Annotated in this window: 19 protein-coding genes and 2 tRNA genes; 10 read left to right on the top strand and 11 right to left on the bottom strand. The window is 67.8% G+C overall.

Annotated elements, in window-relative coordinates; all coding sequences use genetic code 11:
• Window positions 1–37 precede the first annotated feature (37 nt).
• Together ACUDCK_RS05700 and ACUDCK_RS05695 are read right to left on the bottom strand one after the other, a co-directional pair.
• Window positions 38–2,137, bottom strand: a complete 2,100-nt coding sequence (locus ACUDCK_RS05700; RefSeq protein ID WP_116793635.1) for a PhoX family protein — start codon at window positions 2,135–2,137, stop codon at window positions 38–40.
• 223 nt (window positions 2,138–2,360) lie between these two features.
• Window positions 2,361–2,445 (bottom strand) — tRNA-Leu (locus tag ACUDCK_RS05695).
• Window positions 2,446–2,765: 320 nt separating this feature from the next.
• Between ACUDCK_RS05695 and ACUDCK_RS05690 the strand changes: the two genes are divergently transcribed.
• Window positions 2,766–2,945, top strand: a complete 180-nt coding sequence (locus ACUDCK_RS05690; RefSeq protein ID WP_054501660.1) for a hypothetical protein — start codon at window positions 2,766–2,768, stop codon at window positions 2,943–2,945.
• Window positions 2,946–3,033: 88 nt separating this feature from the next.
• Here ACUDCK_RS05690 and secG read toward each other — a convergent pair whose 3' ends face one another.
• The 3 genes from secG to ACUDCK_RS05675 form a co-directional block, all read right to left on the bottom strand.
• A complete protein-coding gene (secG, locus tag ACUDCK_RS05685) occupies window positions 3,034–3,537 on the bottom strand; it encodes a preprotein translocase subunit SecG (RefSeq protein ID WP_054440273.1) in 504 nt (167 codons plus the stop codon).
• Window positions 3,538–3,558: 21 nt separating this feature from the next.
• Window positions 3,559–4,305 (bottom strand): triose-phosphate isomerase, encoded by a 747-nt coding sequence (gene tpiA / locus ACUDCK_RS05680; RefSeq protein ID WP_054433438.1) that lies wholly within the window; start codon window positions 4,303–4,305, stop codon window positions 3,559–3,561.
• Between the two features lie 128 nt (window positions 4,306–4,433).
• Window positions 4,434–5,411 (bottom strand): NAD(P)H-quinone oxidoreductase, encoded by a 978-nt coding sequence (locus ACUDCK_RS05675; protein ID WP_054501661.1) that lies wholly within the window; start codon window positions 5,409–5,411, stop codon window positions 4,434–4,436.
• 121 nt (window positions 5,412–5,532) lie between these two features.
• Here ACUDCK_RS05675 and ACUDCK_RS05670 point away from each other — a divergent pair.
• Window positions 5,533–5,622, top strand: a tRNA-Ser gene (locus ACUDCK_RS05670).
• A gap of 218 nt (window positions 5,623–5,840) precedes the next feature.
• Window positions 5,841–6,473: a class I SAM-dependent methyltransferase gene (locus ACUDCK_RS05665; RefSeq protein WP_054501662.1), complete on the top strand. Its 633-nt coding sequence runs from the start codon at window positions 5,841–5,843 to the stop codon at window positions 6,471–6,473.
• A gap of 28 nt (window positions 6,474–6,501) precedes the next feature.
• Here the strand turns inward: ACUDCK_RS05665 and ACUDCK_RS05660 are convergent, their stop codons facing one another.
• On the bottom strand, window positions 6,502–7,782 hold the full coding sequence (locus ACUDCK_RS05660) for a hypothetical protein (RefSeq protein WP_064524616.1): 1,281 nt from the start codon (window positions 7,780–7,782) through the stop codon (window positions 6,502–6,504).
• A gap of 108 nt (window positions 7,783–7,890) precedes the next feature.
• Window positions 7,891–9,126: an MFS transporter gene (locus tag ACUDCK_RS05655; RefSeq protein ID WP_064524618.1), complete on the bottom strand. Its 1,236-nt coding sequence runs from the start codon at window positions 9,124–9,126 to the stop codon at window positions 7,891–7,893.
• Window positions 9,127–9,226: 100 nt separating this feature from the next.
• On the opposite strand from ACUDCK_RS05655, the gene ACUDCK_RS05650 reads away from it, so the two are divergent.
• Entirely contained in the window at window positions 9,227–10,213 is a 987-nt protein-coding gene (locus ACUDCK_RS05650) for an AraC family transcriptional regulator (RefSeq protein WP_445659296.1), read from the top strand.
• Here the strand turns inward: ACUDCK_RS05650 and ACUDCK_RS05645 are convergent.
• Window positions 10,154–11,095, bottom strand: coding sequence for a LysR substrate-binding domain-containing protein (locus tag ACUDCK_RS05645; protein WP_175167740.1), 942 nt, complete (start codon window positions 11,093–11,095; stop codon window positions 10,154–10,156). The genes ACUDCK_RS05650 and ACUDCK_RS05645 overlap by 60 nt on opposite strands.
• Before the next feature lie 86 nt (window positions 11,096–11,181).
• Here ACUDCK_RS05645 and ACUDCK_RS05640 point away from each other — a divergent pair, with 86 nt between their 5' ends.
• From ACUDCK_RS05640 to ACUDCK_RS05615, 6 genes are all read left to right on the top strand, one after another.
• On the top strand, window positions 11,182–12,105 hold the full coding sequence (locus tag ACUDCK_RS05640; RefSeq protein ID WP_175167741.1) for a carbon-nitrogen hydrolase family protein: 924 nt from the start codon (window positions 11,182–11,184) through the stop codon (window positions 12,103–12,105).
• Window positions 12,106–12,680: 575 nt separating this feature from the next.
• Window positions 12,681–13,220, top strand: a complete 540-nt coding sequence (locus ACUDCK_RS05635) for an RNA polymerase sigma factor (RefSeq protein WP_196767531.1) — start codon at window positions 12,681–12,683, stop codon at window positions 13,218–13,220.
• Entirely contained in the window at window positions 13,213–14,145 is a 933-nt protein-coding gene (locus tag ACUDCK_RS05630) for a DUF4880 domain-containing protein (RefSeq protein ID WP_175167742.1), read from the top strand. The genes ACUDCK_RS05635 and ACUDCK_RS05630 overlap by 8 nt, the downstream gene beginning before the upstream one ends.
• 97 nt (window positions 14,146–14,242) lie before the next feature.
• Window positions 14,243–16,699, top strand: coding sequence for a TonB-dependent siderophore receptor (locus ACUDCK_RS05625; RefSeq protein WP_175167743.1), 2,457 nt, complete (start codon window positions 14,243–14,245; stop codon window positions 16,697–16,699).
• A 7-nt stretch (window positions 16,700–16,706) separates the two neighbouring features.
• A complete protein-coding gene (locus ACUDCK_RS05620) occupies window positions 16,707–17,660 on the top strand; it encodes an alpha/beta hydrolase (RefSeq protein WP_175167744.1) in 954 nt (317 codons plus the stop codon).
• 68 nt (window positions 17,661–17,728) lie between these two features.
• Window positions 17,729–18,352, top strand: a complete 624-nt coding sequence (locus tag ACUDCK_RS05615) for a PIN domain-containing protein (protein WP_420867710.1) — start codon at window positions 17,729–17,731, stop codon at window positions 18,350–18,352.
• A gap of 1 nt (window position 18,353) precedes the next feature.
• Here the strand turns inward: ACUDCK_RS05615 and ACUDCK_RS05610 are convergent, their stop codons facing one another.
• From ACUDCK_RS05610 to pnp, 3 genes are all read right to left on the bottom strand, one after another.
• Window positions 18,354–19,571, bottom strand: coding sequence for a threonine ammonia-lyase (locus tag ACUDCK_RS05610; RefSeq protein ID WP_175167745.1), 1,218 nt, complete (start codon window positions 19,569–19,571; stop codon window positions 18,354–18,356).
• Between the two features lie 15 nt (window positions 19,572–19,586).
• Window positions 19,587–20,315, bottom strand: a complete 729-nt coding sequence (locus tag ACUDCK_RS05605; RefSeq protein WP_064524633.1) for a hypothetical protein — start codon at window positions 20,313–20,315, stop codon at window positions 19,587–19,589.
• Window positions 20,316–20,523: 208 nt separating this feature from the next.
• Window positions 20,524–22,680 (bottom strand): polyribonucleotide nucleotidyltransferase, encoded by a 2,157-nt coding sequence (gene pnp, locus ACUDCK_RS05600; protein ID WP_445659295.1) that lies wholly within the window; start codon window positions 22,678–22,680, stop codon window positions 20,524–20,526.
• Between the last annotated feature and the right edge of the window lie 16 nt (window positions 22,681–22,696).

Genomic DNA, 22,696 nt, shown 5'->3' with positions numbered 1-22,696 from the left:
ACGGCCACGGGACAGCCCCGCGGACGCGCTCGCGGCCTCAGGTGCCGACGGCGGTGCCGTCCTGCTTCCAGATCACCACCGTGGCCGGGCGCGGCCGGCTGGCGCTGGCGTCATCGGGCCACTTGGACGCCATCAGCGGATTGTTCTGCGCATCCGTCACACTCGGGCCTTCGCCCGGGTGCTGGATGTTGATGAACAGGTACTTCTGGTCGGGCGTCCAGGTCAGGCCGGTCACTTCACAACCGACCGGGCCCGTCATGAAGCGGCGGATCTCCTTGGTGGCCGGGTTGGCCACCAGCATCTGGTTGTTGCCCTGGCCGGCGTAGGCGCCGGTGTTGGAGTAGTTGCCGTCCGTCTCGATCCACAGCAGGCCGCGCTTGTCGAAAGCCAGGCCATCGGGGCTGTTGAAGGTGTTGTCGGCCGTGACGTTGGCCGAGCCGCTGCGCAGATCGGTGCGCGGATACAGCGTCGGGTTGCCGGCCAGCACGAAAATGTCCCATTCGAAACTCAGCGACGCCGGGTCGCCATTTTTCTCGCGCCAGCGCACGATCTGGCCGTACTGGTTGCCGGTGCGGGGGTTGGCGTCATTGGCGCCCGGATGGTTGGGGCCGCCCGGATAGCGCGCGCTGCCGCTGCCGCGCGAGCTGTTGTTGGTCAGCGTGACATAGGCTTCGCGGGTGGTCGGGTGGGTCGTGATCCACTCGGGCCGGTCCATCGGCGTCGCGCCCACCGCGTCGGCGGCCTGGCGCGTCTTGACCAGCAGCTCGCCCATGTCCTGATTGAACAGCGCGCCGAGCGTGCCGCCGGCCTGCGCAGGCGTGTCGAGCTTGAGCGGGATCCACTCGCCCACGCCCATGGCGTCACCCTGCGCGGCGCCGTCCAGGAAACGCGCAACGTACAGCGTGCCCTTGTCCAGCAACAGACGGTTCAACGCCGGGCGGGCCGGGTCGTACTTACCGTCGGACACGAACTTGTAGATGTACTCGCTGACCTGGTCGTCGCCCATGTAGACGACCACGCGCTTGTCGTCGGCCAGCGTCATCGCCGCGTTCTCGTGCTTGAAGCGGCCCAGCGCGGTCAGCTTCTTGGGCGTGGAATTCGGATCGAACGGATCGATCTCCACCACCCAGCCGCAACGGTTGTATTCGTTGGGCTCCATCGCCCAGTTGAAGCGGTTGTCGTAGTGGTCCCAGCGGTAAGAGCTGCTGGAGGTCTTGCCCGAACCCTTGTAGCGCTCCATGTGCGCCCGGTATTCGGCGTCGGGGTAGTTCACCGTGGCCGGATCCGCCGTGCCGACACCGAAGTAGTCGGTGAAGTTCTCTTCGCACGTCAGGTAGGTGTTCCACAGCGTGTAGCCGTTGCCACAATTGCCGAAGGTGCCGAAGCAGCGCGTGCCCGTCGGATCGGCATTGGTGCGCACCAGGCGGTTGCCCGCGGCCGGGCCCACCAGTTGCATGGCGACGTTGGCATTGACGCTGCGGTTGAACGGCGAATCCAGCACCGCTTCCCACTTGCCATTGGCCAGCCGCAAGTGACGCACCGACACGCCATGCGCGTGCTGCGACTTGCGCACCCAGTCCAGGTTCCACTGCGCGTTGCCGGGCTGCACGCCGACGGGATAGAAGTATTCCGGCGTGGTGTATTCGTGGTTGGTGACCATCAGGCCTTCCACGCTGCTGCCGTTGACGCTGTCGCTGCCGTCGATCGGGAAGAAGTGCAGGCCGTCGTGGTTGTAGCCCAGTTGGCGGGCCTGGTCGTCGCCGCCATTGCTGGCGTCGGCCTTGAACGCCGGCGCGCCCGCAAAGAGCGGATCGCCCCAGCGGCTGATCACGGCGAACTGGTAGCCCTCGGGCACCACCACGGTATCGGCGGTGCTGATGGGCACCGCCTTGAAATTGAGCTCGACCGGCTTGGCGGGCGTCTCGCCGCCCGGGTTGGAGCCAGGATTGCCACTGGACGAATCATCGTCGTCATCGCCGCCACAGGCCGTCAGGCCCGCGCCCATGAAGCCGACCGCGCTGGCGCCCAGGCCGGCCTTGAGAAAGCCGCGGCGCGAAACGGCGCGTCGTACCACTTCGTTGAAATGCGGTGCCTTGGAGGGGTTGGACGGGATGTCGTCCTGGTCCGAAGAACTCATCAGTTTTCCTGTCAATGTCGCTGTTATCGACTGGCTCACCCGCGACCCAGCCTGCCGGCATGATCGCTGTCCAAGATGACGGGTTAATAACAGCTAAATGAAAGGTTTGACAGGGGCACGGAAACCGTCCCGTCCAAAGCCGCGCGCACGGCGACAAGCGCTGCAAAAGCAAAAAGCAAAAAGCCCGCTGGAACTTGCGTTTCAGCGGGCTTTTCTTGATTCCTGGTGCCGACGGCGAGACTCGAACTCGCACAGCTTTCGCCACTACCCCCTCAAGATAGCGTGTCTACCAATTTCACCACGTCGGCTAACTTTTGCCAGAAAAGTCGTGCTTTCCTGGAAAGTCGAACATTCTATCACGCAATTGGCGATTCGCGTGAATCCGTCCCGCCATATCGCTCAAGCCTTCGCCGCCACCGGGCAACCCGCCCTGACGCGTCGCGCCCCACCTGGCATCAATCTGTCATGTGGACAGGCAATACTGGCGTGGCCATGCGCACACCCGGGCCGTTCCCGGGGAGTTCCCCCCGGATATTCATATGAAAGGGAATTCGTTGGCGCGCATGTCCGGCCGGCTTACGATGCCAGTCATACACAACAGGGCCTCAGGCCCGTACAAGGCTCCACCATGCAACGTCTGATATCCCCGATCCTGACCCGCCGTCCCACGCTGCTCGCCGGCCCGCGCAGCGCGCGCCGCTACGATGCCGTCGTGTCCCTGCGTGCCTACCGCGAAGCGCGCCAGCTACGCGAGTCCGCCGAGCGCATCCTCGCCGTCTCGGCGCGCCACATGCTGCCGGGCGCCTGAACGCCTTCCGCGCAAGACCAGCGTTCCAGGACGGAACGCCATGAAAAAAGGCCGGCGATAGCCGGCCTTTCTCATTGGGGCGGGACGCTTACTTGGCAGGCGTCTCGGCCGGCTTGTCGCCCGCGGCGGCCGGCGCCGACGGCACCGAAGCGTCCGGCTTGGCAGCCGGGGCCGGGGCAGGAGCCGAACCGGCGCCAGGCACCGACGAAGCGGCGCCGGGGACGGACGAAGCGCCCGGCACCGACGAGGCACCCGCGCCCGGTTGGGCCGGCGCGGCGCCCGGCACCTGCGGCACGGAACGGTCGGCCGGGAAGTTCTGCATCACGCCGGAGTCGACGGCGGGGCCGCTGGTGCCCTTGTGGCTGACATAGGCCAGGCCGGCCGTGGAGGCGAAGAAGACCACCGCGGCCCACTTGGTGGCGCGCGACAGGAAGTTGGCCGCGCCGGTGGCGCCGAACAGACTGCCCGACGAGCCGCTGCCGAACGCGGACCCCATGTCGGCGCCTTTGCCCTGCTGCAGCAGGACCAGCACGATGATAGCCAGCGCCGAGATCACTTGGACGGCCAGCAGAAGTTTGAGCATCAAGGGCATTACAGACTCCGGAACGGAAACTTAGATGGCGGCGATTCGCAAAAATTCTTCGGCCACGAGCGACGCGCCGCCGACCAGGGCTCCGTCGATATCAGTCATGGCGAACAAACTGGCGGCATTGGCAGCTTTGACGCTGCCGCCGTACAAAACTTGCACCTGGGCCGCGCCCAGCGCTGCCAGGGCGGCGCGGATGGCGCCGTGGACTTCCTGCGCCTGCTCGGGGCTGGCGGTACGGCCGGTGCCGATGGCCCAGACGGGCTCGTAGGCCAGCACCATGCGCGAGACGGCCTCGGCGCCCAGCGCCAGCACCGGCTTGAGCTGGCGCTCGATCACAGCCAGCGTGTTGCCGGCCTCGCGGTCGGCCAGGGACTCGCCCACGCACACCACCGGGGTCAGGCCGGCGGCCAGTGCCGCGCGCGCCTTGTCGGCGACCATCTGATCGGTTTCACCATGCAGCACGCGGCGCTCGGAGTGGCCGGCCAGCGCATAACGGCAGCCGAATTCCTTGAGCATGGCGCCCGAGACTTCGCCCGTGTAGGCGCCTTTGTCGTGGGCGCTGACGTCCTGCGCCCCCCACGACACGGCGCTGCCGGTCAGGGCCGACGCGGCCTGCGCCAGGTACGGAAACGGAACGCAGACGCCGATTTCGCAATGGCTGGCGGCATCCGCGGCGCGCAGTTCGGTCAGCAACGCGGCATTCTCGGCCAGGTTGCCGTGCATCTTCCAGTTGCCCAGCACGAGGCGGGCGCGGTGTTCGACTGAAGTCATGGCGCAAATGTCAGAGTGGGTGAACCCGGGGGAAAAGCACCCGCCCACGGGCTGGCCTGGAAATAATTCCAGGCGAAACCCGTGATTGTATCCTGTTGCGCGGCGCCGCGCCGAACGCCGCGCGTTTCTTACACGGTCAGGATGATTTTGCCGATGTTCTCGCCGCCTTCCATCATGGCGTGGGCCTGGGCGGCCTGGGCCAGCGGGAAGGTGGCGTGCACGATCGGCTTGATCGCGCCCTGCTCCAGCAGGGGCCAGGCGCGCTCGCGCAGCGCCCGGGCGATGGCGCCCTTGAAGGCCACCGGGCGCGGCCGCAGGGTGGAGCCGGTGATGGTCAGGCGGCGGCGCATGACCTGGCTGGTATCGACATTGGCCTGCGCGCCGCCCAGTTGGGCGATGATGACGATGCGGCCGTCGTCGGCCAGGCACTGCATGTCGCGGGCGATGTAATCGCCGGCCACCATGTCCAGGATCACGTCGACGCCGCGGCCGCCGGTGGCGTCCTTCACTTCCTTGACGAAGTCCTGCGTCTTGTAATTGATGCCGCGCGCGGCGCCCAGGGCCTCGACCGCGCGGGCGCGATCGTCGCTGCCGACAGTGGCGTAGACCGTGTTGCCCAGGGCGCGGGCCAACTGGATGGCCGTGGTGCCGATGCCGCTGGCGCCGCCGTGCACCAGCAGGATCTCGCCGTCGGCCAGGCCGCCGCGGTCGAACACGTTGCTCCAGACCGTGAAATAGGTTTCCGGCAGGCCGGCCGCTTCGATATCGGACAGGCCCTTGGGAATCGGCAGGCACTGGGCCGCGGGCGCGACGCAGTATTCGGCATAGCCGCCACCAGCGACCAGGGCGCACACCTTGTCGCCCAGCGCGAAGCCGCTGTCGGCCAGGTCGCCGCCGACGATCTCGCCGGCCACTTCCAGGCCCGGCAGGTCGGACGCTCCAGGCGGCGGCGCGTAGTTGCCCTTGCGCTGGAACACGTCGGGACGGTTGACGCCCGCGGCGCTGACCTTGATCAGCACTTCGCCCTTGCCGGGCTCGGGCGTGGGACGTTCGGCGGGAACCAGCACCTCGGGGCCGCCCGGGCGGGAGATTTCTACACAGTGCATCGCGTGCCTCCTTCGCAGCAAATGGATTATTATTGCGCCCTTTACGGCAAGTCGCGTTGTCGTCGGGTAGAGTGTTTGCCTGGCGGCCGGATTGCCGTCTCCGCAGGACATTGCGGCAGCAGGAAGCGTGGCAGAGTGGTCGATTGCACCGGTCTTGAAAACCGGCAAGGGGTTAAACCCTTCGTGGGTTCGAATCCCACCGCTTCCGCCAGAAGACCGCCCTCCGTCCCCATCCCCCTCGATTTGCCCGAGCCGCCCGCCGTCACCACGGTCCAGGACGTGTCCGCTCGCGCCCCTGTTGCGCAAATATCATTAACAACTGAACAACTCCTGAATAGAAACGATTTCGTCTACTATCTGGCGCATTCCGGGCGGCTCGCGGTGGCGAACCCGGTCAAAGAACCGGCGACACAGCCAGGCGCGATCCGTATGCCCAAACTCAAAGACGCATTCAAATCAGGCCTGTTCCGGTTGTCTCCGGCCCTGGCCGCGCGCTGCGGCGTGCAGTTTCCGCTGCGGGCGCCGAACCGGGCCTTCCTGGAACAACAGATCTTCGGCTATCTCAACCGCCAGGCGGACGGCCCGCAAGGCCCGGGGCGCTGCCTCTTCCTGGGCATGGGCGAATACACCTGGCACTATCCGCGGCTGCTGAAGCCGGAATTCCATTCGCTCGACATGGATCCGGAACAGGCCCGCTACGGCGTGCCTGGCCGCCACCTGACGGGCAGCGCCACCGAGATGGCGGCGCTCTACGAGCCGGGCTATTTCGACGTGGTGATCGCCAACGGCCTGATCGGCTACGGCCTGAACGAACAGGCCGACTACGAGCGCATGCTTGCGCAATGCCATGCGGTGCTCAAGCCGGGCGGCCTGCTCGTCCTGGGCTACAACGACACGCCCGAACGCGCGCCCTTCCCGGTACATATCGACGCGCTTGGCCTGTTCACGCCTTTCGTGCCGCCGATCGCCGGCGTCGAACAGCCGCGCCATCCGATGCGCGACAAATACCACCACGTGTTCGTCTTCGCCCGCCGGCGGGAACCGGACGCCATCACGGCCTGAGCGCGCGCGGGACTAACCACAACCCGTCCTATTTGTTGATGACGGCGCCGTCGCCGCGATGCTCGCGGCCGCCCGTCCTGGCGGGCGCCAAGGCTCCCACGGATGGCGCCGACTCGGCCGTCGGCGCGGCCTGCGGCCGCTGGCGCTGGATCTGCTCCAGCCGCGCCGCCGCCTCGTCGCCCTTCAGCTCCGCCATCCGGCCGCGCACGATCGCATCCATGTACTGGCGCGTGAACGGCTCGCCCACGCGCCACGCGTCCCCTTCCTGCAGGAATTCGAAGTCGCCTTCGAACACCTGCCAGTCGGCGCGGCCGATGGTGGACATCAGGCGGTCGCGGTACTCGACCTGCAGGCGGCATGACCACCTGCCGCCGCCGAGATCCTTGCAGTCGCCCAGCGGCTGGATATTGCGCACGGCGCGCGTGTCGGTTTCCGCCGGCAGGCCCATGCGTTCGCGCTGCCGGTCCTGGGCTGCCTTGCGCGCCGCGCCCCGGGCCAACTGGTCGAACGCCGCCACGCCCTGTTCGAAGGCGGCGGCGAGCCTTGCCGCGCCCGCCGGCTGGCCCACATCGCGCGGCTTGCCATCGGCATCGAGCTGGCCGTAACGGGCCCGCACCACGCGCGGATCCGCGCCGGCGATCATCATCTCGCCCTTGTCGTTCGGACCGATGGTGTAGGCCAGGACCGACGTGGCCTCGCCGACCTTCAGCGTCGCGGCGCAGCCGCGCGACCGTTCCGGCTTGATGTAGCCGATTTCGTTCACATCCGAAAACGTCGCCAGGTACAGGTCGGCCGGCGCCGCTCCCCCGGCCAGCGGATTGCGGGACATCTGCTGGAGGCGCGAGGTAAACAGGCTGGCGCGCAGGGTTTTCTGCACATCGGCATCATCGCACTGCGGCGGCGTGGCCGGCGCGAACAGATACCATCCCGCCGCGGCCACCGCGATCACGCCGCCGCCCAGCCATGCCCGGCGCGGGCCGGGAAAAGCACGCTTGAGCGCGACCCGGCGCACCTGCCGTTCATATTCTTCAAGCTTGCGCTGCATCAGCGCGTCCATCTCGGCCAGTGCCTGGCGACGGGTGGCGTTGCCGGCGAAGGCGGCTTCGGTCACGGAGAGCTCGCCGATGGCCGCCAGATCCTCGTCGGAAACGATGTGTTCGTCCACCAGCCAGAACAACGCCTCGCCGAGCGACGTCCACGGTTCGGCGCCGCCCTCGCCCAGACGCTGGCGCGCGGCGGCGTGGTGATCCGGGCGAATGACGCCGTCGGCAAGCAGGCGGTCGAGAAGCGGAGTCGATGCAGGGACCATGACCGTACGGCGGGTTGCCAAAACGAGGATGGCACATGATACCGTCGGCGCAGTCGCGCGCACGGCTGGCGCGGCCTCGTCCCGCGCCGGCCTCAGGCGGCGTAGGTCTCAAAGATGCACTGCCGGACCGGGGCCGCGTCCAGGCGCGTGGATGCGCACCCGCAATGCGATCAACAGCGCCGCCAGCAGCATCAGGATGCCGGCGGCCACGAACACGCCGACGATGCCGTTGGCGCTGAACATCGCGCCACCGGCCGCCGCGCCGGCCGCGATCGACGACTGCACCGACGCCACCACCATGCCGCCCGCGCTTTCGGCCTGGTCGGGCACCGCGCTGGCCACCCAGTTCGACCACGCCACCGGCACCCCGCCGAACGCCATTCCCCATAGCGCCACCAGCAGCGCCTGTCCCGTTACGGTCGTCGGCAGCAAGGCCAGCGCCAGGGCCGCCGCCCCCACCAGCGCGGGCATCAGCACCAGCGTGGCGCGGGCGCTGTGGCCCAGCAACCATCCCGCCAGCAGGGTGCCGGCGAAATTCGCCACGCCAAAACCCAGCAGCATCAAGGCCAGTCCGTCGGCGCCGACGCCTGTCGTGGTTTCAAGGAACGGCCGGATGTAGGTGAACAGCGCGAAGTGGCCGGTGTGCACCAGCACGCATCCCAACATGCCCACGGCGATGCCGGGACGCAGCAATACCTCCAGCACCGTGCGCAGCCGCGCGGTCCGACCCGGCGCCAGCCGCGGCAGCGTGAGCCACTGGAACGCCAGCGTCGCCACGCCAACCGCGGCCGCGGCGACGAAGGCGCTGCGCCAGCCATACCTGCCGCCCAGATAGCTGCCGAGCGGCACCGCCACCACGGTCCCCACGGCAATGCCACTGAAGATGATCGACAACGCGCGCGGCAGCAAGGCGGGCGGCACCAGGCGCATGGCCACCGCCGCCGCCATGCTCCAGAAACCGCCCAGCGCAACGCCGAGCAAAATACGCATCGCCAGCAGCACCGCCAGGCTGGAAGACATTGCCACCAACAGATTGGAGGCCACCATCAGGGTGCTGAAGGCCAGCAGCACCGCGCGCCGGTCGAGCGCGCGCGTCAGACCCGGCACCAGCAGTCCGGCAAACAACGCCACCACCGCCGTCACCGTCACCGCCTGCCCGGCCAGCGCCTCGGAAACGCCCAGGTCGAGCGCCATCGGCGTCAGCAGGCTGGCCGGCAGGTACTCCGCGGTCAGCAAGCCGAACACCCCCATCGCCAGCGAAAACACCGCCATCCAGGCGGGCGGCGCATCCGCCGCGCGCGACATGCGGCCATCGCAGACCGCTTCACAGACACCATGACTCATCGCAGAACATCCTCAGGAAAACATCACAGCGGCCAGTCTAGGGATGGTGCCCAGGATTATCTATGATGAAGAATCTTCAATTTTTGATCTAAACACCTGAATGAATGCCACGGATGCCTTTGCGCTTTCGTCCGACCTGATCAGCGAACTGCTGACCGGCATGCGCCTGCGCGGCGTGCAATACCGCCGCATCCAGGTCGGCGCGCCGGTCGGCCTGGGTTTCCGCGCCCGCCCCGGCCACGCCTACTTCCACTACCTGGCGGTTGGCAACGCTGTGCTGCGCAGCGCCGACGGCGCGCTGCATCCGCTGTCCGCGGGCAACGCCGTGCTCATTCCCCAGGGCGATGCCCATCACTTGCTATCCGACCCGCGCGCCCCGGTGCGCGATATCGACGAGGTGGCCGCGGCGCCGCTGGGCGAGCAGGTCAGCGGCGTCGACACCTGCCCCAGCACGCACGACACGCCCAGCGCCGTGCTCTTCTATGGCTGCATGGCGTTCGACCTGGGCGGCATGCGGGGCCTCGGCCCCTTGATGCCTGGCCTGATGCTGGTGGACGCCGCCAGCGAACGCTACCCGGGCGCGCTGGCGCTGCTGGACGCCATGAAGCGCGAAATCTGCGCCGGACGCATCGGCTTTGCCGGCATCCTGGCGCGCCTGGCGGAAGTGGTGGCCGCCATGATCGTGCGCGGCTGGATAGAAAGCGGTTGCGATGATGCCGCCGGCCTGGTGGCCGCCCTGCGCGACCCGCGGCTGGCGCGCGCCATCCTGGCCCTGCATCGCCAGCCCGGCAGCGACTGGACCGTGGAAGAACTGGCGGCGCAATGCAATGTCTCGCGATCGGTCTTCGCGCAACGCTTCCAGGCCACCATCGGCACGCCGCCGCTGCGCTACGCCACCGAATTGCGCATGCGCCTGGCCAGCCAATGGCTATCCCACGAGCGCTTACCGATCGACACCGTGGCCGAGCGCCTCGGCTATACCTCCCAAGCCGCCTTCAGCCGCGCCTATAAACGCGTCACCGGTCAATCACCGGGCGCCAGGTGCCGCGGCCCAACCGTAGCCCTGCAGCAGGCCCAGCAGGGATAGGCGAGCCACCGCCACGGCCTCATCGCGCAAGGCATCGGCGCGCCAGCCCATCTCGATGGCGTAGCGCGGCATGGCGACCGGGCACGGCAGCAGCCGCAGCCCCGTGACCGCCGCCAGGCCGCGCGCCGCGTGGGTCGGCAGGGTCGCCAGCGCGTCGCCACCACGCAGCAGAAACGCCAGCGCCGCAAAGTGCGTGGTCGCCGCCAGCACCCGCCGCGTCAATCCCTGCGCGTGCAGCACCTCGTCAACCACGCCGATGAATCCGCCCGACGACACCAGCACGTGCGCACGCCGGGTGAAATCCTCCACCGACAACGCATCCTGGCCCGGCGCCAGGCTGGCCGGATCGACCAGGCAGGCATAGTCGCCCTGCCCAACGGTCACGCGCTGCAATGCGGGCGCGATCAGTCCGCCGGACGCGATCACCAGGTCGACGTCGCGCGCCATCAGCATGTCGGCGGCCAGGCGGCTGTGGGTCTGGCGAAAGATCAGACGCAGTCCCGGCGCAGCCTCGGCCAGCGCCGCGATGGCCTCGCGCCCCAGCGCGATCTCGAAGTCGTCCGACAGCCCCAGCGTGACCGAACGCCCGGCGAACCCGGCCGGTCCAGGCCGCGCCAGCGACAGGCTCTGCCGGCACTTGTCCAACGCCTCGCCGATGATCGGCCGCAGCTCGCGCGCCCGCAGGCTGGGCGACAGGCCACGCCCGGTGCGCACGAACAGCGGGTCGGCGTACAGCGCGCGCAGCCGCGCCAGCGCCGCGCTGACCGCCGACTGGGTCACCCCCAGGCGCAGCGCGGCGCGGCCCGCGCCGCCCTCGTCGTAGATCGCCTCGAACACCTTGAGCAGGTTCAGGTCGGTCGACTCGATATCGATCTGGTTCATATCATTTATCGCCAGGCAGGATTGATTGATTTTAGGCCGCCCCCGACACTAGGACGCATCGACTCCCCTGTGAAAAAGGAACCCCCATGACCGCCACCACCGTCGCCGCGCTGCAGATCGGCGCCTCGCCCGAAGGCAAGGACGCCACCCTGGAACGGATCCTGGCCTTCGAGGCCGGGATCAGCGCCTCTGGCGCCGCGCTGGTAGTCATGCCCGAAGCCCTGCTGGGCGGCTACCCCAAGGGCGAGATCTTCGGCACCCGCCTGGGCTACCGCCTGCCCGAAGGGCGCGACGCCTACGCCCGCTACTACCAGAACGCCATCGATGTACCCGGCCCCGAGACCGACGCGCTGGCCGCGCTGTCGCAACGCACCGGGGCCAGCCTGGTGATCGGCGTGATCGAACGCGCCGGCAGCACGCTGTACTGCACCGCGCTGTACTTCGATCCGGCCACCGGCCTGGTCGCCAAGCACCGCAAGCTGATGCCCACCGGCACCGAACGGCTGATCTGGGGCCAGGGCGACGGCTCGACCCTGCCCGTGCTGGAGACGGCCGCGGGCCGCGTCGGCGGCGCCATCTGCTGGGAAAACCACATGCCGCTGCTGCGCACCGCCATGTACGCCAAGGGCGTACAGATCTGGTGCGCGCCCACCGTCGACGAACGCGACATCTGGCAATGCTCGATGCGCCACATCGCCCACGAGGGCCGCTGCTTCGTCATCAGCGCCTGCCAGGTGCAACCCTCGCCCGCCGAGCTGGGCCTGGACGTGCCCGGCTGGGATCCTCGGCGTCCACTCATCAACGGCGGCTCGCTCATCGTCGGACCGCTGGGCGACGTACTGGCCGGCCCGCTGCACGGCCAGACCGGCCTGCTGACGGCAACCATCGATGTCGACGAACTGGTGCGCGCGCGCTATGACTTCGACGTGGTTGGCCACTACGCTCGGCCCGACGTTTTCACCCTGGAGGTGGACGAACGCGCCCGCCAGACGGTGCGCTTCATCGGCTGAGTTTTCCACAGGGGCGGCCTTGCATGACGGGCCGCCCGCCCGCGAGTGGTATAGTCACGCCCGCCGGATACCGCTGCGCGCTCGCGCCGCACACCCAGGTATCCCATTGCGGTTTCCTGTCGGAACCCCAATGCCCGAGTGGTGAAATTGGTAGACACAAGGGACTTGAATCCATTTGAGCCCTCCGGAGGAAACTCCAGAGGTGTAGCCCGTCAAACTCGGCGAATGCCCTGGACTTGTTCCGAGCCAACGCCGAGCCAAGCCCGGATCGAAAGAACCGGGAAGGTGTAGAGAGCAGACGGCGGGCACCTAAGGCCGCAAGGCTATGGTGAAGGCGTGCTCCAGACCACGAACGGCGCTCCGCGCGCCGGCGGCGAAAGTCGAAGTGGTACGAAAATCCCTCGGCCGCGAGGCCGTACCGGTTCGATTCCGGTCTCGGGCACCACCCCTGAACCACCACCGGCCCGCGTTTGCGCGCCCTTTGCCGCAACCGCATTCCTCTTCCCCGCGAACGTCCGCCCCCTGCCCGCTTCCCAGGCATGCATGCAACAGTTAGAATTGCGTCTGATTCTTATTTGCATAAATTCTTCTTCAACGTGGAAGCGCCCTCAACTCCCGAGGCGGCCGACCGCAACGTGGTCGCGTCGATGTACCGCGAGCACCGCGCCTGGCTGTTCGCCTTCATGCGGCGCCAGACGGGACACCCGGCCGACGCCTGGGACCTGGTGCAGGACACCTTTGAACGCCTGCTGCGCCAGACCTACCTGGAATCACGCGGCTGGAACCGCGGCTACCTGGCCGCCATCGCCCGCCGCCTGCTGATCGACCGCCACCGGCGCCGTGAGCTGGAGGCCGCTTACCTGGCCGCGTTGGCGCAACAGCCCGAACCACTCTCGCCGTCGCCCGAAATGCTGGCCCAGGTGTCACAGCAATTGCTGGCCGTGTGCGCGGCGCTGGACCGCATGCCGCGGCGCATGCGCGAGGTGTTCCTGCTGGCGCGCCTACAGGGCCTGCCCTACGAAGCGATCGCGGACCGCCTGCAAATCACGGTCAACATGGTGCAGAAAGACATGGTCCAGGGTTGGCAACGCCTTTATCACGCGCTCGATGTCTAGACGCCAACCCGACGTAGTCGCGCAGGCGGCCGGCTGGCTGGTGCGCCTGGAACAGGACGGCAGCGCCGCCACGCGGCAGGCCTGGCAGCGCTGGTACGAAGCTTCGCCCGGGCACGCCAAAGTCTGGCGGCGCTTCGAGCTATTGCAGGACGCCGTGCCCGCAAGCGGCGATGCCGCTGCCGCCGCGCTCGGGGCCATCGACTTTCGCCACACGCGCCGGCGCACGCTCAAGTTGCTGGCGGCCGGCGCGGGCATTGCAGTGGGCGGCCCGCTGCTCTACCGCCAGGCCCGGGAGGCGGGGTGGCTCGCGGCCTACCGCAGCGCCACCGGCGAACAGCGCAGCCTGACGCTGAACGACGCTGTGGCGCTGATGATGAACACCGGCACTGCGCTGGACCTGAGGCAGGACGGAGGCCGCCTGGACATCGAACTGCACGACGGCGAGATCATGCTGGACACCCGCGCCGCGGACTCGGCGCCGCGCGTGTTGACGCGCGGTGGCTGTATCGTCCCGACCCGCGCTCACTTGGTGGTGCGCACGCAAGGCCCGTTGACCCGCGTGGCGCTCGATGCGGGGCAGGCCGTTCTCACCACCCGAGGCGATCTCGGCCTGACCCTGCGCGCCGGCGACGTGCGCCGCTTCTCGGCGCACCGCATCGAGGACGAAACAGGCTGGGCCGGGCGCGAGTTCGCCTGGGTGCACGGCATGTTGATCGCTGACGATATGCCGCTGGAGGCGTTTGCCGAAGAACTGGCGCGCTATCGGCCGGGCCTGATCCAGTGCGACGAGCGCGTGGCTGCCCTGCGCGTGAACGGCAGTTTTCGCCTCAAGGACACGGACCAGGTCCTGGAGGCGCTGGCCATCACGCTGGGCCTGCGGGTGCGATACCGCACGCGCTACTGGGTCCGCGTGGAACCGGCATGATGAGAAACAAAATGTAAGTTTCGGCAGATTCCCGGCACCCGCTCGTTAGGACAAGTTGAAACCCGCTGCGCGGGTCCCAACCAAAGAACCCATACCGATGTCCCAACGATTCCCTCCCGAGGGCGGCCGAATCCGCCGCTTCAAGCCAGCCACGCTTTGCCTGCTTCTGTGCGCCGTCGCGCTCGCCACGACGCTGCCCGCGCGGGCAGCGGAAAACGCCACCGTGGACATCACGCTGCCGGCGTTGTCCTTGCAGGACGCGCTCCTGCGGCTGGGCCAAGCCGCTCGCATCACCATCATCAGCGCCCCGCCGCTCACGGCAGGCAAGCAGGCGCCAGCCATGCACCTGCAGGGATCGGTGACGGACGCGCTGCGGCAGTTGCTGCGAGGCAGCAATCTGCGCGCGGTGCCCAACGCCAATGGCGAGGGATACCGCATCGAACGCGCGCCCGAACCCATGGGCGCAGGCCCGGCCCTGTTGCCCAGCGTGACGGTGACCGGCCAGGGCATGGGCGACATTGGCCCGCTGGCTCTCGACAGCAGCGTGGGTACCAAGACTGGCACGCCGCTCATCGAGACCGCGCAATCCGTGTCCGTGGTCAACCGCGAGCTGATGGACATGATAGGAGCGAAGAACACCGCCGACGCCCTGCGCTACAGCGCCGGCGTCTCGGTCGGCTCGTATGGCGTGGACAGCCGCGTCGACGAGATTTCCGTGCGCGGCTTCCGCACGGGCAGCTTCGCCAACAACCTCTACCTGGACGGCCTGCGTCCGCCGGGCAGCAGCAGCGGCGCCACCGCCTCGGCCACCCAGTTCGACGGCTTCGGCCTGGAGCGGGTCGAAATACTGCGCGGCCCCTCGTCGGTGCTGTACGGCCAGATCGCGCCCGGGGGGCTCGTCAACGCGGTGAGCAAGCGGCCCACCGATTACGCGCGCGGCGAGATCGGGGTCGGCACCGACAACTACGGTCTGGCGCGCCTGAACGCCGACGTCAGCGGGCCGATGGACGAATCCGGCGAATGGCTGTACCGCGTGGTGGGCACCGCCTACCACTCCGACACCCAGGTCGACTACGTCAAGCTGAACCGCGTGATGCTGGCGCCCAGCCTGACTTGGCGGCCGTCAGCCCGCACCTCGGTGACCCTGCTGGCCAACTATCAGCAGGACCGCGGCGGCAGCACCTACCAGTTCCTGCCTTCCCACGGCACCTATTATGCGACGGACCATGGCCGCTTCGGTTCTGGCCGCTTCCTGGGCGAACCCGGCTTCAACCGCTACGATCGCACCCAATACGCCATCGGCTATGAATTCAGCCATGCCCTGACCGACCAGGTGAAGCTTGGCCAGAAACTTCGCTACATGCGAGTCGATACCGACAACGCAGGCGTCTCGCGCCAGGGCGACCTGCAGGCCGACGGCCGCACACTGCGGCGCACGGCGTCCAGCAACCGGATTCGCTCTGAAGGCTTCACGGTCGACAATAACGCCCAATTCGATTTCGGCCTGGGCCGCACCGAACACACCCTGCTCACGGGCCTGGACTATCGCACCCAGACCATCCGCGTGGCGCAGGCGTCAGGCAAGGCTTCATCGCTCGACGTCTTCGACCCGGTCTACGGCACCCCCGTCGTCATGGGAGCCATGACGCCCACCCGGCGCAGCGACAGCGAGCAGACCGGCATCTACGCGCAGGACCAGATCCGCTGGGGCCAGTGGGCCGCCACGCTGGGCGTGCGCCACGACTGGTCGCGGGACAACTCGCTGGTGCGCGCCACCGGCGCCAAGACGCATTACGAAGACGAAGCCACCACATGGCGCGCCGGCGCGGTCTACCTGTTCGATAACGGCCTGGCGCCCTACGCCAGCTATGCCACCTCGTTCGAACCGGTAAACGGGGTCGGCTACGAGGATCGGCCCTTCAAACCGACCGAGGGCAAACAGGCCGAGATCGGCATCAAGTACCAACCGCCAGGTTCGCGCAGCATGATCACTTTCTCCGCGTATGAGATCAAGCAGCAGAACATCACCACGCCAGACCCGGATCCCACGCATTTGTGCAACGGCAGCCAGTGCCAGGTCCAGACCGGCGAAGGCCGCGTCCGCGGCCTGGAGCTGGAAGGAAACTTCGCGCTGACCGACCACATCACGGTCATCGCCTCGGCGACGCTGATGCGCAGCGAAGTCACCAAGAGCAATGGCACGGAGCAGGGCAACGAACTGCCGCGTGTGCCGCGCCACAGCTACAACCTGTGGGCGGACTATCGCCTGCCGCAGGAGATCGCCCCGGGCCTGAGCCTGGGCGCGGGCCTGCGCCATATCGGCAGCAGCTACGGCGACACCGCCAACGCGTACCGCAGCCCGTCGGTGAATCTGATCGACGCCGCCATCCGCTACGATCTGGGCGCGCTCTCTCCCAGCCTGAAAGGCCTGAAATTCTCCCTCAACGCCAGCAACCTGACCGACAAGGAATATCTGGCAAGCTGCTCGGGCAGCGCCAGTTGCTACTACGGTGCGCGGCGCAATATCTCGGCGAACCTGAACTACACCTGGTAGGCCTTCCATGAAAAACAAGATCCCGCGTCCGATTTCCGCCGCCGTGCTGGCGTGCATCCTGGTCACGGCGGCGCAAGCGCAAGCGCCTGCGGCGACGCCCGACGCCCCGCCGCGCCCCGGCATGCAGTTGCTGGGAGAAACCGTGGCCGACCATCCCTCGGCGGTGTACCGGTACGAAACGCACAATCTGGATTCGGACGACGGCAAGCGCCACTACCGCATCCAGATCGCCATCCCCAGAAAGGCGCCCGACAGCGGGGGCAGCCCGGTGCTCTACATGCTGGACGGCAACGCCGCCCTGGCCACGCTGACACCAGCCGACCTGGACACGCTGGGACGGGGCCGCACGCCGGTGCTGGTGGCGCTGGGCTACGACGTCGATACCCGCAACGACGTCGTGTCGCGGGCCTATGACTACACGCCGCCGGTATTCGTGAATGGCAAGCCCGTGCCCGACCCCGTGGTGCGCGGCCGCGTCGGCGGCGGCGCCGACATTTTCCTGGAGTTCATCCGCGCCAAAGTGAAACCGCTGGTGCGCGAACGCGCCGCCATCGACCCGCAACGCGAATACCTGTGGGGCCATTCGTACGGCGGGCTCTTCACGCTGCACGTGCTGTTTACGCAACCGCAGGCCTTCGCCCGCTACATCGTCGGCGACCCCTCGGCCTGGTGGCACGACGGCGCGTTGGTCGGGGAATGGCGGCGGTTCGACGCCCGCAGGGCTGCTGGCAAGCGGGTGGCCATCCTGGTCGGCACCAAGCCGCGCGATCCCAACCGTCCCCTGCCCGGCGGTGCGGTGCCCGCCGCGGGCGAGGATCCGCGCGCCGCCGTGCGCGAAATGGCCCAGGGCCTGAGGTCCGCGGGCGCCGACGCCAGCTACGAAGCCTTCCCGCAGTTCGGCCATGGCGAGATGATCCGGGCATCGCTGGAACGCGCGCTGGAGGTCGCGATGCAGCCTTGAAGCCTGGGGTTCCGGCGGATGCGCTTACACTGCACGGTCGCGGCCGCGTCCCGGCCGCTGCGAACACACTGCCAGCCTTGACCACTCCGACCGCCACCCCGCCCTTCATCGTCCTGGACGCCTGCGTCCTCATGTCCGGCATCCTGCGCCGCCTGCTGCTGCGCCTGGCCGAGGCCGGTGTGTTCCAGCCCGTCTGGACCGAACGCATCGGCGAGGAATGGCGCCGCAACGCCTGCCGCATCTGGGACATCCCGCCCGAGGTGATGGCCGAGTTCTGGGCCGAGATGAATGCCCGCTTCCCGCGGGCCGCCGAGCACGACACCCAGGTCTACGAAGCCGCGCTGCGTTACAGCGACCCCAAGGACTTCCACGTCATCGCCGCCGGCCTGGCGCGCCGCGCGCGCTGCGGCCTGGCGCAAACGCCCGTGGTGCAGGTGCTGACCTGGAACCTGAAGGACTTCAACCGCTCGGAGCTGCGCCGGCAGGGTCTGGACGTGTACAACCCGGACCGCATGCTGGCGCAATGGTGGCAGGACGGCGCCGACCGCATGCGCGAGGCCATCGCGCAGATTCCGGCGGACTACGTGGCGCTGGGGCGCGAGCCCGAACCGCTGGCCGCGACCTTGCATCGCGAGCGGCTGTACCGGCTGAAGAACCAGGTGGGACGCGACCCGGAACTGGGCCGCGCCTGAGTCAATGATCGTGGTTGCTGGCCGCGAAACCGGCCGCGTTCAGGATGTCGATCACTTCCTGGATATGCTCCGGGCCGCGCGTCTGCAGCACGAAATCCACTTCCACGTTGCGCACCGGCAATGAGGTGAACGCGCGCTGGTGATGCACCTCGGTGATATTGGCCTGGGCGTCGGCGATCAGCTTGGTGGCGTGGGCCAGCGCGCCCGGCAGGTCGCGCAGGTCGACGCGGATGCGGGCCAGGCGGCCGGCGCGCACCATGCCGCGCTCGATCAGCTCGCCCAGCATCAGGGGGTCGATGTTGCCGCCGGTCAGCACCAGGCCGATGCGCTTGCCCTTGAATTGCTCGCTGCCGGCCTCCTGCGCGCGCAGCAGCGCCGCCAGGCCGGCCGCGCCCGCGCCTTCCACCACGGTCTTCTCGATTTCCAGCAACACCACAATGGCGTGCTCGATGTCGGCCTCGCTGACCAGCTCGATGTGATCGACCAGTTGGCTGACGATCGGCTGCGTCAAGCCACCCGGCGACTTGACCGCGATGCCTTCGGCGATGGTGTATTGGCCATTGGGCATCGACACCCCCTTGACCGCGGCGTACATGGCGGGAAACCGTTCGGTCTGCACGCCGATGATCTCGATGCCCGGCTTGAGCGCCTTGGCCGCGGTGGCAATGCCTGAAATCAGCCCACCGCCGCCGATGGCGATCACCAGCGTGTCCAGTTGCAGCTGGTCTTCCAGCATCTCCAGCGCCACGGTGCCCTGGCCCGAGATCACGGCCTCGTCGTCGTAGGGATGGATCATGATCAGCCCGCGCTGCTTGGCCAGCTCGTAGCCATGCGCCTTGGCGTCGTCGAAGGTATCGCCGGCCAGCACCACCTCGGCGCCGAAGCGGCGCGTGTTGGCGACCTTCACCGTGGGCGTGAAGCGCGGCATCACGATCACGGCGGGCACGCCCATGCGCTGCGCATGGTAGGCCACGCCCTGCGCGTGGTTGCCGGCCGACACGGCGATCACGCCCGCGCGGCGTTCCTCGTCCGACAGCGTCAGCATGCGGTTGAGCGCGCCGCGCTCCTTGAAGCTGGCGGTGAACTGCAGGTTCTCGAATTTCAGCCAGATCTCGGCGCCGAAGATGTCGGACAGCGTGCGCGACAGGGTGAACGGGGTCTTGAGCACCTGGCCGCGCAGGTTCTCGCGGGCGGTCTGGATGGAAGCGATATCGATCACGGTGGAAAAATCCTGTTAGCGCACCGGCAGGAAATTGAACAGCAATAGCCCTTGCGCATAGTTGATGCCGATGCGCCGCGAGTTCTCGCCAAGCAGGTTGGCGATCAGGTCGAGCCGGCCGATGATGGCGCCGAACTCGCGCTCGAAACTGAGGTTGGTGGCCTGCGGCGACATCTCGTTGGCCAGCAGCAGCGGTTCGCCCTGGTTGTTGCGGCGCGACGCCAGCAGCCAGGCCGCCGCCTCGACGTTCCGTGCGGCATTGTAGACCCGCTGCCCGTCCAGCGCGTCGGTGGCGTACAGGCGGGTCTTGCCATTGTGGGCGGCGATGATGGTGTCGGCCAGGCCGTAGATGAAGGCCCCGACCCGGTCGCCGCTGTAGTTGGGATCGAGCGACACCGCCAGGATCTGGATGTCGTGCAGGCCGGCCAGGTCGGCGGGCGGGATGCGCACCTCGATCGCATGCTTGACCCGCGAGACCGCGGTGGCGTGATCCGGCGCGCCGGTCTTGCGCCATTCACGCGGATTGCGCCGGTAGAGCTTGTCCAGCAGGCTGTAGAGGCTGGCGAGGTTGTCGCGCACTTCCAGGGTGACGGTACGGTTGAAATCGGTCTGCACCAGTTGGTCGGCCGACATGCCCTCGCCCTTGGGCGAGCCCTGGCCCGGTCCCGGAGCGGACATGCATCCCGCCAGCAGCGTCCCCGCCAGCACGGCCGCCGCCGCGGCGAATCCTCGCCCTCGCGTCATGCTCGATCCATCCGAATCCCCCCCTGTTGGCGCCTTGCCGGCTTGCGCCGCGCCGGCGCTCGTGTCACGCGCAAGACTTTACCGTAAGCCGTGCGAAGATGGGAGATACCGGGGATTCAAAGACGAAAGGAGATGAATCAGCGCCGCGCCTGGGCAAAAAAAAAACGGCGCCTCGCGGCGCCGTTTGCTCCAGCAGGAAAGGCAGGCCTTATTCGGCTTGCGGTTCCGCTTGCGGGGCGGCTTCAGCGGCGGGTTGCTGCTGCTCGATGCCACCGATGGCCTTGATGGACAGGCGCAGGCGGCCCTTGTCGTCGGCCTCGATGACCTTGACGCGGACTTGCTGGCCGACCTTCAGCACATCGTTGATGTTGGCGATGCGGTAGTTGGCGATTTCCGAGATGTGCAGCAGGCCGTCGCGGCCCGGCAGCACTTGCACGATGGCGCCGAAGTCCAGCAGGCGCAGCACCGAGCCGTCGTAGACCTGGCCCACTTCGACGTCGGCGGTCAGCTCGACGATGCGGCGCTGGGCTTCCTTGGCCTGCGCTTCGTCGACGCTGGCGATCACGATCGCGCCGTCGTCGGAGATGTCGATCTGGGTGCCGGTTTCCTCGGTCAGCGCGCGGATGGTGGCGCCGCCCTTGCCGATCACGTCGCGGATCTTCTCGGGGTTGATCTTGATGGTCAGCATGCGCGGGGCGAAAGCCGACAGCTCGCCGCGCGAACCGTCCAGCGCTTCCTTCATCTTGCCCAGGATGTGCAGGCGGCCTTCGCGGGCTTGCGCCAGCGCCACTTGCATGATTTCCTTGGTGATGCCCTGGATCTTGATGTCCATCTGCAGCGCGGTGACGCCGTTTTCGGTGCCCGCGACCTTGAAGTCCATGTCGCCCAGGTGATCTTCGTCACCCAGGATGTCGGTCAGCACGGCGAACTTGCCGCCGTCCAGGATCAGGCCCATGGCCACGCCGGCCACGTGATCCTTGACCGGCACGCCGGCGTCCATCATGGCCAGCGAGCCGCCGCAGACCGAAGCCATCGACGACGAGCCGTTGGACTCGGTGATTTCCGACACGATGCGGATGGTGTACTGGAAGTCTTCCGGGGCCGGCAGCAGCGGGATCAGCGCGCGCTTGGCCAGGCGGCCGTGGCCGATTTCGCGGCGCTTGGGCACGCCGATGCGACCGGTTTCGCCGGTGGCGAACGGAGGCATGTTGTAGTGCAGCATGAAGCGATCGCGGTACTCGCCCATGAGCGCGTCGATGATCTGCTCGTCCTGCTTGGTGCCCAGCGTGGCCACGACCAGCGCCTGGGTTTCACCACGGGTGAACAGGGCGCTGCCGTGCGCGCGCGGCAGCACGCCCAGGCGCACGCTGATGGGACGCACGGTGCGGGTGTCGCGACCGTCGATACGCGGTTCGCCGTTCAGGATCTGGCCACGGACGATGGCCGATTCCAGCGAGAACAGGATGTTGTCGACGGTGACGGCGTCCGGCGCCGGCTCGCCCTTTTCGGCGGCGGCGGCGTTCAGCTTGGCCGACACGTCGGCGTAGACTTCACGCAGCTTGGTGGTGCGGGCCTGCTTTTCGCGGATCTGGTAGGCGGCGTTCAGGCCTTCCTGGGCGGCCGACGTGACGGCGGCGATCAGGGCCTCGTCCTTGGCGGGCGGCTGCCAGTCCCAATCGGGCTTGCCAGCGTCCTTGACCAGTTCGTGGATGGCGTTGATGACGGCCTGCATCTGCTCGTGGCCGTAGACCACGCCGCCCAGCATGATTTCCTCGGACAACTGGTCGGCTTCCGATTCCACCATCAGCACGGCGTTTTCGGTGCCGGCGACCACCAGGTCCAGCTTCGAGGACTTCAGTTGCGACGCGGTCGGGTTGATGGCGTACTGGCCATCGATGTAGCCCACGCGGGCGGCGCCGATCGGGCCGTTGAAGGGGATGCCGGAGATGGCCAGCGCGGCCGAGGCGCCGATCATCGCGGGGATGTCGGGGTCGATTTCAGGATTGACCGACAGCGTGTGGATGACCACCTGGACTTCGTTGTAGAAGTCTTCGGGGAACAGCGGACGCAGGGGACGGTCGATCAGGCGCGAGGTCAGCGTTTCCTTCTCGGACGGCTTGCCTTCGCGCTTGAAGAAACCACCGGGGATGCGGCCGGCGGCGTAGGTCTTTTCGATGTAGTCGACGGTCAGCGGGAAGAACGTCTGGCCCGGCTTGGCCTTCTTGGAGGCCACGACAGTGGCCAGGACGACGGTGTCCTCGATCGACACCACCACGGCGCCGGAGGCCTGGCGAGCAATTTCGCCGGTTTCCAGGACGACCGTGTGCTGGCCGTACTGGAACGATTTAGTCACTTTATTGAACATGACGATTATTCCTTAC

The organism is Achromobacter sp. CF-sbj1-Ac2-l (assembly GCF_052698165.1).
This window is presented reverse-complemented; position numbering and strand designations above follow the sequence as displayed.